We start from the raw sequence: 12,461 nt of genomic DNA, 5'->3' as shown, positions 1-12,461 counted from the left end.
GCGATGAGACAGTTTATACGAGATGAGCGCGGAAATATGAGCCTCGAATCAGCTCTAGTATTTCCATTAATTATGTCAGTCATCGTCATTATGATGGTCGCTGCTATATATGTGTTTCAGGTTGTTTTTTTGCAGTACGTTTCATTGTCTACTACGGAGCGTGCGGCATTTATATGGGATGATGCAGACCGTCAAATAGTGACTGGGCAAGTAAGAAGTGAAAAGCAATATGGTTTATATGAGAATGAAATGATGCTGCACTTAGTAAGTAAGATCATTCCACTCCAAAATTCTCAGCGCACTACAAGCGTAGCTATTACCTCAAATATTCAATCAGAAACAACTCCAGGCAATGGAAATTCCATACCGATTACTGCACTTATTCCAGATAAATTAACTTTAGCACAGCAGCATATTGGGCAGATGAATCTCAATGTGAATGGTCAAGTGACGTATTCAACCTCCGCATTACTTCCTCGTATTGAAATTAATATTAAGCAACAGCTGTCTCCGCTTATATGGCAAAAACAACAAGTATTTGCCTCTCCAGCATACACAACACACCGCAGTCTAGTTAATCCGATCAGTTTTATTAGAAGTGTCGATCTTGTTCTATATTACACGGAAAGATTGAAAAAAATGTCTAATAACGAACAATCAGAGTGGAAGCAAAAAGGAGGGAAGGCTATCAAGTCCTTCTCTTCTTAGATAGGGATGATTATATGAGGGAAAATCAATTATGGTTTCGTAAGGATGGTTCGGTAACCATTTTTTGTACGCTAATGATGACCGTATTAATACTATTTTTCATGGTGTTATTAGATTATGCACGTATTTTACTGTTTCATCGGACGACAGAATCGGCAGCTATGCTGTCGATTCAATCCGTACTTTCTGCATACGATGAACAGATTTATAAGCAATATGGTTTATTTGGTAGAGGGGGTACAGATAATAACGATTTATTCCAAGAAATAGTCCGAGCTAATCATGAACCCTCGATGAGTTTGTTTTCATTAAAACAGACGTTTGATCTTGCTCCGTTAAAGGTAGGTGAGCTAAGTGTGACGACAGATCATTATCTTGGGGAATATGATGTATTTAGAAGACAAGTGTTAGAAGAGATGAAATATAAAGCACCGATTGAATTTACATTGGAATTTATGGATAAATGGCTCACATTATCCGATTCTGTGACCCAAGCTGAAAGTATGATGGATACGATGAATCGTCTTGAAGATATGTTTCTTGCACGAGAAAAAAAACTAGAAACAGCATTAGGATTACAAGAACTATTAGGAAAACAATTATCAAATAGTAGCTATTACATGTATGCAACTACGAAATTGAGTAGTGTAGTGAATGGTTATAGCAGTTATAGTAGTTGGGTTAAGTATACGGCTGATATTGCCAATCAGCTAGCAGATGAAACATTGACCGAAGAAGCAAGAGAAGAACTTGAAAGTGATAGTGCAAAATATAATAAGCAAATTAGTTCATACTTGAATTCATATAATCAGATGTCGAAATATTTGCAAATGTATTCGATTGAACTGCAAACGACAAACGATCAAATGGCTACAGAAATTATTGCTAATATAGCAACAGCAGGATCACTTAATAATACAATCAAAATACAGTATGAGCTATATATGAACTCAGAGCAACAAGGTACTCCTTCAACAGATAGTAATGATTTAGGGCAGCAACTAAGCTCACTAACATTTGACGATGAAGGATTAGTACGTCCGGAACAATTTTTTCAAGATTACAAAAAAGAAATCCAGACACAACAACAACTACTTAGCGACTATATTAATCACAATAATTTGCTTATTAGTGAACTTTCATCCGCGATAAATTCTCCGAATGTCTCCTCAGGTACTTCAGGAAAACAAACCTATTTGAAGCAACTTATGACGGAAAGTTCATCTCAAAGGCAGCAATATGAAACGGCCTACTATTCGCCAGCGACAATATTGTCATTTTGGCAGCAGCAGGTTACTTCGACAAAGTGGGTAAAGGATCAGCTTAAACAGAATGAAAAGGAATATGAAGAACAATTATCAGGACTGGCAAGTATAACGGATTTATTCAAAAACAAGGAAAATCTTGAGCAATATAAAGAGCAATACAAGCAGTTAGAAGATCGCTATTCCTTCAATTATCGAATTAATCAGGAGCAGGAAGAAGAGCGAGACAACGATAGTGAAGACAATGAGGATAGTGGAAGAAAACAAGCACAGGCAGCAACGTCGCAATTAAAATCATTGCTGCAATCAATAGGAGACATGGCGGTCAATGCGAGAGATCATGTCTATTTGAATGAATATATTATGAATCGCTACACGCACTTCCCACTAGGAGATGCTACGAGTGAAACAAAAAGTATTGACGCAGACTTGCTCGATTATAGTCAGCAGGAGGTCGAGTATATTATTTACGGTATACATGAGCCGCTTGAGAATGTACTGCTAGCATATGGTGAGATATTTGCATTTCGCATTGCAATTAGAACGATAGAAGGGCTTATTGCTAATCGAGCATTAGGTAATCCATTACTTGTGTTTTCTGCTGCTGTTGTTCATGGGATTCGTGCGGCAATGGTTGATATGCAACAACTGTTGAATAAAGGATCGACGGAATTATCCCAATATGTACCTATCCAAATTGATTACCCTCAATATTTACGGTTGTTTCTAATTATGCACGTAGGAGGAAGAGATAAACGATTATCAAGAATGATTGCTGTCATAGAGCAGAAGCTTTCTATTACTTTATTATCAGTACCGACTGCGATTACTGGTCAAGTGACTACGACGATGAATCTATGGTCTTTGCCGGGAATATCTGAAATGATCGGAGCAATCCTGCCAATGAGTAATAGAATACGGGGGAATATCTATGAAAAAACAGATATTGTCGCTGTATCTTATTAAAATAAGTCAACAACGAATACATAAACTCTCCGCTCAAACAAAAAATGAAGCGGGCTCCATTACTGTGGAAGCTGCCCTAGTAATGCCTATTTTCATACTTTTTCTGTTCGTATTCTATCTGCTACTTATGACGATATCAGCTCAGATGGCATTACAAGCAACCGCTGCTTCCTCGGTACAACAACTATCTGCACATATGCATCCAATTGCGCTAATGGTCAATGAACTAAAGAATCGGACAGGTTCACATACAACGATTCAATATGATAATGCAGACGAGGGCTGGAAGAAAACGGTGTACGACATTAGTGAAGTGTTGCCTGCGCCAATTGATTCATTAGTTCAAGAAGGCTTGAAAGGAAATTGGTGGCCAGCAGCTAATCTCGCAGGAACAATACTAGGAAAAGACATATTGGATACGATGATTCAAAGTCAAGTGTCTTCACCTGTACTGCAAAAGGATAAAGTAGAACTGGCCTACCTCCAATTACCCGATCTTATTAATTATACAGATCTCAATGTGACATTAGCGCTAGAGTACGAGTTGCCGATCAAAATTCCGCTATTCAATCAAGCAATTATAATTAGGGAACAAGCTGTGCAACGCGTATGGATACCAGATGTACGGCCATCTTATTATGAGATCAATGAAGCAGAAGATGCTTACATCTATGTCGTATCACTTACGCCTAATCCAGTAAAGCCGGGCCATAAGGCAACACTTAAAATAATTACGCTACCTAATACTAAGATTGACTTGGGCATTGTTTACAAAAGTGGGAGTAGTGTAGCTAAGCACCTTGGCGAGGTTATTTCAAATGATAAAGGTGAAGCGGAGTGGACATGGCATGTATCGGGTAATACAACGGTTGGCTCGTGGAATATGAATCTTTCACTGCCTGAGCGATCCTATCAAATTGAACAGATATTTAATGTTGCAAAGAGTAAATAGGTGAAGGAGGGAGCAAGGTGGTGAACTACTGGCTGGCGCTATTAATCGTTATCATCGCATTGTATTTTGATGTGACATCATTTAAAATACCGAACTGGATATGCTTAGGTTCGCTTCTTTGTGGTTACAGTTATTGTCTAGTTCAGGAAGGATGGATGGGATTATGGTGGGCAACAGTGGCAGTAATAGTTGGATTTATTCCAATGTGGTTAATCTATCTGTTCAAAGGTATAGGTGCTGGCGATGTAAAGCTATTTGCATCAATGGCGGCTCTTATTGGCATACGATTAATTATTGAGTTAATGATGTTATCCTTTTTATTTGGCGGTGTTATATCTATTTTATTTATCGGTTATCGGACCATACTTAAGTTGAAGCATAGATTTCGATATCAATATAGCAATTATGTTATTGAGGCAGATAGCACTCCGACATTAATCGCTTTAGGAATTAAAAAGGTTCATCAGTTTCCATTTATGCTCGCAGTTACTCCAGCAATGCTAGTAGTCTTTATGCTGAGATAATGCATTCGAAGCTACTTTTTGTTTGTGGAAAAGTTGTACGAGGAAGTTAACAAAAAGTTTTAGGAGGTTTAAGATGAAGCAATTGAAAATCGATTATACGATGAGTAATGGTCATCAGATGACGATAGAACGAACAGTTCCATTCACTTCACGTGACATGAATTCGTTAGAGATGAATATGCTAAGTGCCAATACAGTACGTACGCTACTGCCATTTGATTGGAATGAAATTGATAATGATATTGTATTCGTATATCGAATACAACATTATAAGCTACTCACTCATTATTACCAACCACGAAGTATTAAGATGATCGATTACTATAGCTTATTGCTATCATTACTTGATGCACTAGCTACTTGTTATGACTATATGCTAAGACCGCAATGTTGTCTTTTAGATGAGAAGCTTATTTATATTGACCCGATGACTAATAATATCAGATTAGTATATATACCTGTTCAGGAACTATTCTATAAGGAAGAACATCAATTGTTATTATTAGCCGTTAGATGGTCGCAACTTGTAGATAGTTTGCATTATGAAGACTATCAAAAGATACTACAATTAATTGGAAGTGAATACTTACCGATTAATCCACTTCGTCAGCTATTATTAGATCTTATTCATCAGCAATCGTCTCCTTCACAGGAAGAGTTACAACCAGTAGATCGCGAACAATCAAAGCCTGCCTCTGTTGTATATTACGTTCAGAATGAGCTGGAATCGTCACCTGAACAAGCTCCAATTGGATTTTCAAGAGCAGATAATGATCAGGAATATGATGATTGGGGAATAGATGAAGAAGAGAAAAGAACGATCGGGATGAAGCATTATATAGCGATTTTGCTAATAGCTGCTGTTATCGGGTTATCGTGGAAAATGCTTTACATCGAAGAGACTACAATAACTAATTTGCTGCTTAGCTCTGGAGTTACTCTGATATTGTTGACTGGAATTATTATTGTAATGAAACAACATTGGAAAATACTAAGCTTTCGAAAACGCAATGATCAAGCGAATCATTATGATCAATCGCTCCCTTCAGATATGAATCCATCTAATCAATCATCCCAAACTTCATTGGCGGAACATCCGGTGAAGACTAATGCCGATTTTAAGCCATTACATAATAATGGACAAGCACGCGTGGCAGCGCCACAGGCAACAGTTATGCTCGATGTACAGCAGTTAACGACATCTCTTGGGGCAAAAGGCAATAGCGGAACACCTTCATTAGTTAGAAAGCTTTATGATGATGAGCAACGAATTATTGTTAATGATCATAGATTTCTAATAGGGCGTGCTGAGGAAGGTGTTCATTATCAAGATGCTGCATCAGGCGTTTCACGTGTTCATCTTGAAGTAGAGGTCGATAATGGATCGATTCATATTAAGGATGTAGGCTCTCGCAATGGTAGTTATTTGAATGGACAATTGATGATCGCCTATAAGACATACCCATTGTATGAGGGGGATATTATTCAGTTAGTTAATAATGAAGGTCCTAAGTATCAATTGGCGATGTAGATGAGCGGCATAACTAATGTCGAGCAGAGATAGAGTAGACAATTTATATAATGATAGAAAAACATAACGAGGCCTTTAGATTAAAATGAAACGGAGCAGTAACAATCATCACGATGATTGTTACTGCTCCGTTTACTAGTTAGCGACTATTCTAATGTAATGCTTGTTAACCAATTTTGTGTAATACCTAATTCCTTAGATGTTTTTTCCACATATTCGAAGGTAACAGGTTGATCACTTGGGTAATCATTAATAATGTATTGTAGGTCCTCTTCGACTTGAAGAGAGATATAAGTACTATCTACTTCAATTTCGATAGTGTGGTTATCTGCAGCACCAATATAAATACCTTTGGCACTAATGACATCACTTTCGGTAAAGTCACCTGTAGCAGTTTGTCCATCATTTGAACTAGAGTCATTACTATCATTTGGCTTATCTGTATCATTATCTTCATTAGAATTATTATCGCCAGATATAGAACCAGGATCTAATTCACCTGTTTCGTCAGGTAGAGTGGTAGATGGGATGGAGCCTATATCTGTTTGTTCCTCTTGTGTGTTATTTGGAGGAACGATGTTGTTATTTTGATCACTACAAGCAGTAAGCATAATCGCTAATAGAATAGCACTTGTAGTTGTGGCTGTTCTCTTTGCTTTGTTTTTCCATTTCATAGTCTGAAGCCACCTCCTATAAGATAATACGCAATTACCCGTTAATAAGTTGCACTTATTATTTATTGAACAAATGCTGATACGGCGAATAATCGATATTTTTCTTCTTCAGGAAAGCCATCAAGCTATTATAATCTCGCTTGGGAGTTGCTATTATATAACCTTCAATGCAATGTCCACGTGTCACTGTCTCAGCTCCGCTTTCTATCGCTACTTGTCCGATACTTGCTGCAATAGAATGAGATGCTATATCACGGAACGGCGTAGGAACTGGTGAAACAAGCTCAGCGAGAAACAGCTTTGAATCGTCTGTCCACATTGGGCGACTTCGGTCAACCCAATAGTTTTGCCAATCAAGTTTAGATTTCCCGTCACCTTTAGGCATGATTTTAAGAAATTTGCGGAACATAAAAAATCCACCTACCGACATAGAGGCAACCATAACTACTGCCCAAAAAACAATGAAGTACATAAACCAATCATTCATTTGTAAGTTCACCTCAAATTAAGTTGCAAGCTCAAGTGAATCATTTGAGCCTTCTATAAATTATAGCCTATATTGTAAAGGTTTTCGAGCAGTATTATAGCGACATTTCTTACTGTTTTAATGATAATGTTGAAATATAGGCTAGAAGTAAGGAGCTTTACGGTTTTCCCTTGCGAAATCGGCTATAATTGAACTACAATAAACTGTGATTAATCTCGAGAAGGAGAGAAAAAAATTATGTTGAAAATAGGTTCCCATGTTTCATTCTCAGATAAGGGATTATTAACTGCAACAAAAGAAGCAAATTCATATGATTCAAGTACATTTATGATATACACGGGTGCACCGCAAAATACGCGACGCAAGCCGATTGAATCTTTATACATTGAAGAAGGCAGAGCATTAATGGAGCAGACCGGTATTAGCGAAATTGTTGTACATGCCCCCTATATCGTTAATTTGGGCTCTTACAAAGAGGATACATTTGAATTAGGTGTGAATTTCCTGCAAGAAGAAATTCGCCGTACTCATCATATCGGAGTGCAAAATATCGTATTGCATCCAGGTGCATACACGGATAAAGATGCTGCATTTGGCATTAACCGTATTGCGGAGGGATTGAATCAAGTGTTAGCGGGAACTGCCGAAACGAATGTCAATATTGCGCTTGAGACGATGGCAGGCAAAGGAACGGAAATTGGACGTACCTTTGAAGAACTTGCAGCGATTATTGAAAAAGTAGAAATGAACAATCGGTTAACGGTATGCCTTGATACTTGCCATATTCACGATGCAGGCTATGATATAGTGAATGATCTGGATGGTGTATTGCAGCAGTTTGACAAAATAGTCGGGCTTAATCGCATTGCCGTTGTTCATATTAATGATAGTAAAAATAGTATTGGAGCACATAAGGATAGACATGCTACATTAGGCTCAGGCTATGTCGGCTTCCAGACGATTCATAATATTGTCCATCATGAAGCATTGGCTGGTAGACCATTTATTCTTGAGACACCTTGGATTGGAAAAGATGCGAAAAAAACAGCTCCGATGTATGAGGTGGAAATTGCATTGCTGCGTGGTAATGTGAAGGAGCGTTTTGGAGCGTCGTTTATTGAAGATGTTGAGAAGCTAACTCAATTTTTCACAAAGCAGGACATTAACCCACAGCAGTTAGTTGAGCAAACATGGGAGCTGTTGAAATCCGATGCAAAAGCGAAAAAAGCTGATCCACGCGAACCACAGGAACGTCTGTACGATTTAGTTATGGAAGGCAATGTATTATCAACTGAACTTTCAGAAGCAGAAGTGAATCAGCGTCTAACAGCAGTACTATCATGTCAAGATTTGAACTAACTTAAAATAAAGTCCGTTTTTTGAACTACCCTATAATACAAGTTGAAAAGGAAGGTAATCATGTCACAAGTATTGAACACCACTAATCGCAACTTTGAGAATCGCGCAAGAATGCTCATCGCTTGTCCAGACCGCCCCGGAATCGTAGCAACGGTATCGCAGTTTCTACATGAGCATGGTGCAAACATTGTACAATCGGATCAATTTACAATGAACCCTGAGGGTGGCATGTTCTTTATTCGCTTTGAGTTTGATCTCAACAATCTTGAACAAGAGCTACCTATTATAGTAGAAGATTTTAATCGTGTGGCAGATCGCTTTGAGATGAAGTGGAGTACGTTCCGTGCTAGTCGTAAAAAGCGCCTTGCCATTTTCGTATCTAAGGAAGATCATTGTCTAATGGAAATTTTATGGCAATGGAAATCTGGTGATCTGGACGCCGATATTACTATGGTCGTTAGTAATCATCTTGATATGAAAGAACAAGTGGAATCGTTTGGAATTCCATACTATCATGTTCCAGTTACGCCAGATACAAAGGCTGAAGTTGAACGCAAACATATTGAATTAGTTTCGGGGAAGGCTGATCTAATTGTGCTTGCCCGTTATATGCAAATTATTCCAGCTAAATTTATCGAAGAATTTCCAAATCGTATTATTAATATCCATCATTCCTTCTTACCTGCATTTATTGGCGGTAGTCCATATGCTCAGGCGTACAAGCGTGGCGTGAAAATTATTGGTGCGACAGCACACTATGTAACCGAAGAACTTGATGGCGGTCCAATCATTGAACAAGATGTTCAACGTGTCACACATCGCGACAATGTAGACGATTTGAAACGCATCGGACGCACGATTGAGAAGGTAGTACTAGCGCGAGCAATCAAATGGCATTTGGAAGATCGTGTGCTCGTTCATCAGAACAAGACGGTTGTATTTAATTAGTATAGAATGTTACAATATGCAAAGAAATTAACGATATTGTCCCACGAAAAACCAACAAATTAAGCTAATGCTTTCGAACTAACTTTTTGTCAGACGAAAAGTTAATCGCGGAGGCTACAAAAAAGTTTTTAGGAGGATACTGAAATGACTATTTCACAAAAATCTATCGAGCAGTTGTCCATTGATACTGTTCGTACACTAGCAATCGATGCAATCGAAAAAGCAAAATCTGGACATCCAGGTATGCCAATGGGTGCAGCACCAATGGGGTATCAATTGTTTGCAAAAACAATGAACCACAATCCATCCAATCCAACATGGATTAACCGTGATCGTTTCGTACTTTCAGCAGGTCATGGTTCAATGCTTTTATATAGCTTGTTACATCTTTCTGGTTATGATCTTCCTTTGGAAGAACTGAAACAATTCCGTCAATGGGGATCGCTAACTCCAGGTCATCCTGAGTTCGGACATACTGCTGGTGTTGATGCAACGACAGGTCCACTTGGACAAGGTATCGCAATGGCTGTTGGTATGGCTATGGCTGAAGCTCAGCTTGGTGCGACTTACAACAAAGAAAACTTCAAAGTGGTAGATCATTTCACATTTGGAATCTGTGGCGATGGCGACTTGATGGAAGGTATCTCCCATGAAGCAGCTTCTCTTGCAGGTCACTTGCAACTTGGTAAATTAGTTGTACTTTACGATTCAAATGACATTACACTTGATGGAGTACTTGGTCTTTCTTATTCAGAAACAGTCCAAAGCCGATTTGAAGGCTATGGCTGGCAAGTACTTCGCGTTGAAGATGGTAACGATCTAGCTGCTATTGAGCAAGCTATTGCTGCTGCTCAAGCGGATACTGCTAAGCCAACGCTAATCGAAGTGAAAACAGTAATTGGCTTCGGTTCTCCTAACAAAGCAGGAAAAGGCGGAAGTGGCGGTACTCATGGTTCTCCACTTGGTGCTGACGAAGCAAAACTTACTAAAGAAGCTTATGGCTGGGAAGTTGAAGAAGCATTCTATATTCCAACAGATGTTACTACTCACTTTGCAGAAGTAAAAGCTGCTGGTGAAAAAGCTAACGCAGCTTGGAATGAAATGTTTGCCGCTTATAAAGCAGCAAATCCTGAACTAGCTCAACAATTTGAAACAGCTATTTCTGGCGCTCTTCCAGAAGGTTGGGATGCTGATCTTCCTGCATACAAAGTTGAAGATGCTGCAGTTTCAACTCGTATTGCATCTGGTAAAGCAATTAATGGTCTTGCGAAAAATGTACCTAACCTAGTTGGTGGTTCTGCTGACCTTGAAAGCTCTACTATGACTCATATTAATAACGAAGCTCAATATGGACCTGCTGACTATTCTGGTCGCAACATCTATTTCGGTGTTCGTGAATTCGGTATGGCTGCAGCTATGAATGGTATTGCACTTCATACTGGTCTTAAAGTATATGGTGGTACATTCTTCGTATTCACTGATTACCTACGTCCTGCAGTACGTCTATCAGCTCTAATGAAACTACCGGTTACATTTGTACTTACGCATGATTCTATCGCAGTTGGTGAAGATGGTCCTACACATGAACCAATCGAGCAACTTGCTTCCATTCGTATCATCCCTGGTCTAACGGTACTTCGTCCAGCTGATGCAAACGAAACATCTGCTGCATGGGCTTATGCTGTTGAGAACACATCTGCGCCAGTAGCTCTAGTTCTTACTCGTCAAAACTTACCGATTCTTCCTGGTACTGTTGAAGGCGTTCGTGAAAACGTGAAAAAAGGTGCTTATGTTGTATCTGATGCAGCTAACGGAACTCCAGTTGCGCAAATTATTGCAACAGGTTCTGAAGTACAACTTGCAGTTGCAGCGCAAAAAGCATTAGCTGAGGAAGGTATTCAAGTTCGTGTTATCTCTATGCCGAGCTGGGATCTATTCGAAAAACAATCTAAAGAATACAAAGATTCTGTTATTCTTCCAGAGGTTAAAGCTCGTCTTGCAGTTGAAATGGCGCATCCAATGGGCTGGCATAAATATGTAGGCGATCAAGGTGATATCCTTGCTATCGATACATTCGGTGCTTCTGCTCCTGGCGACCGCGTTATTAAAGAGTATGGGTTTACAGTGGAGAATGTAGTAAGCAAAGTTAAAGCATTACTTTAGAAGGTAGTTCAAAAAACAGACTTTGATAACGAAGTGATGCAGGAAGTTTATACGACATCGAATATGAAGTGAACTTGGAAAGTGCGGTTCGCGTGTACCAATAACGTACACTTGCGCTTCCGCCTTTCTCAAGTAGCACTCCATCTTCTCGGTTCTGAAAGCCCACTTTTTGAACTTTTATTGGAAGAGGAAGTTCAAAAAGCAGACTTTGATAACGAAGTGATGCAGGAAGTTTACACGACATCGAATATGAAGTGAACTTGGAAAGTACGGTTCGCGTGTACCAATAACGTACACTTGCGCTTCCGCCTTTCTCAAGTAGCACTCCATCTTCTCGGCTTTCGAAAGCCCACTTTTTGAACTTTTATTGGAAGAGGAAGTTCAAAATCAAAACAGTCACTCAAATAGATCTATACAGCAAAGGGGAAGTTTCCAATGTCGCAATTCGACAATGTCTCAGTAGTGAAAAAAGCAAATGTTTATTTTGAAGGTAAAGTTACAAGTCGCGCGATAGTATTTCCAGACGGGACCAAAAAAACATTAGGTATTATGCTTCCAGGTGAATACGAATTTGGAACAGATACTATTGAGATTATGGAAATTTTGGCTGGTGATTTGAAAGTTCAGCTTCCAGGTCAAACGGAATGGATTCACATTCAAGGCGAAGGTGAATTCAAAGTTGGAGCTAACGAGAAATTCAAGCTGCAAGTTACTGAAGTAACAGATTACTGCTGTTCATATTTGTAATAGATTTAACTGAAATTGAAACAAGGGGCTGTCCCGAAGTCTGAGAAATAAATGACTTTGGGATTAGTCTCTTCTTTATATGTACCGATCACTGCTATTTATATCGTGTTTCACTTAATATCGTATTATTGTGACAA

At 38.9% G+C, this 12,461-nt stretch carries 11 protein-coding genes; 9 read left to right on the top strand and 2 right to left on the bottom strand.

The annotated features are described in order from the left end of the window. Nucleotides 1–3 precede the first annotated feature (3 nt). From AC1TO5_RS05030 to AC1TO5_RS05010, 5 genes are all read left to right on the top strand, one after another. A complete protein-coding gene (locus AC1TO5_RS05030) occupies nt 4–708 on the top strand; it encodes a TadE/TadG family type IV pilus assembly protein (protein WP_482061671.1) in 705 nt (234 codons plus the stop codon). A gap of 14 nt (nt 709–722) precedes the next feature. Beyond that, entirely contained in the window at nt 723–2,939 is a 2,217-nt protein-coding gene (locus AC1TO5_RS05025) for a hypothetical protein (protein ID WP_482061670.1), read from the top strand. Further along, a complete protein-coding gene (locus AC1TO5_RS05020; protein ID WP_482061669.1) occupies nt 2,905–3,891 on the top strand; it encodes a hypothetical protein in 987 nt (328 codons plus the stop codon). The genes AC1TO5_RS05025 and AC1TO5_RS05020 overlap by 35 nt, the downstream gene beginning before the upstream one ends. Before the next feature lie 17 nt (nt 3,892–3,908). Beyond that, nucleotides 3,909–4,415, top strand: a complete 507-nt coding sequence (locus AC1TO5_RS05015; RefSeq protein WP_482061668.1) for an A24 family peptidase — start codon at nt 3,909–3,911, stop codon at nt 4,413–4,415. Nucleotides 4,416–4,488: 73 nt separating this feature from the next. Further along, on the top strand, nt 4,489–5,946 hold the full coding sequence (locus AC1TO5_RS05010) for a DUF6382 domain-containing protein (protein ID WP_482061667.1): 1,458 nt from the start codon (nt 4,489–4,491) through the stop codon (nt 5,944–5,946). 146 nt (nt 5,947–6,092) lie between these two features. On the opposite strand, the gene AC1TO5_RS05005 is transcribed toward AC1TO5_RS05010, so the two are convergent. Next, entirely contained in the window at nt 6,093–6,620 is a 528-nt protein-coding gene (locus AC1TO5_RS05005) for a hypothetical protein (protein ID WP_482061666.1), read from the bottom strand. Nucleotides 6,621–6,678: 58 nt separating this feature from the next. After that, the gene (locus tag AC1TO5_RS05000; RefSeq protein WP_482061665.1) at nt 6,679–7,107 is read right to left on the bottom strand and encodes a DUF2621 domain-containing protein; all 429 of its coding nucleotides are present in this window, start codon (nt 7,105–7,107) and stop codon (nt 6,679–6,681) included. A gap of 237 nt (nt 7,108–7,344) precedes the next feature. On the opposite strand from AC1TO5_RS05000, the gene AC1TO5_RS04995 reads away from it, so the two are divergent. The 4 genes from AC1TO5_RS04995 (at nt 7,345) to ppnP (ending at nt 12,324) form a co-directional block, all read left to right on the top strand. Then, the gene (locus tag AC1TO5_RS04995; protein ID WP_482061664.1) at nt 7,345–8,466 is read left to right on the top strand and encodes a deoxyribonuclease IV; all 1,122 of its coding nucleotides are present in this window, start codon (nt 7,345–7,347) and stop codon (nt 8,464–8,466) included. Nucleotides 8,467–8,526: 60 nt separating this feature from the next. Continuing rightward, entirely contained in the window at nt 8,527–9,414 is an 888-nt protein-coding gene (gene purU / locus AC1TO5_RS04990) for a formyltetrahydrofolate deformylase (RefSeq protein ID WP_482061663.1), read from the top strand. A gap of 144 nt (nt 9,415–9,558) precedes the next feature. Continuing rightward, nucleotides 9,559–11,577 (top strand): transketolase, encoded by a 2,019-nt coding sequence (gene tkt, locus AC1TO5_RS04985; RefSeq protein ID WP_482061662.1) that lies wholly within the window; start codon nt 9,559–9,561, stop codon nt 11,575–11,577. Between the two features lie 435 nt (nt 11,578–12,012). Continuing rightward, nucleotides 12,013–12,324: a pyrimidine/purine nucleoside phosphorylase gene (gene ppnP, locus AC1TO5_RS04980; protein ID WP_482061661.1), complete on the top strand. Its 312-nt coding sequence runs from the start codon at nt 12,013–12,015 to the stop codon at nt 12,322–12,324. The last annotated feature ends 137 nt before the right edge of the window (nt 12,325–12,461 follow it).

Source organism: Paenibacillus sp. Y930, assembly GCF_056786375.1.
Note: the sequence above shows the minus strand (reverse complement) of the source record. Positions and strands in the feature narration are given on the sequence as shown.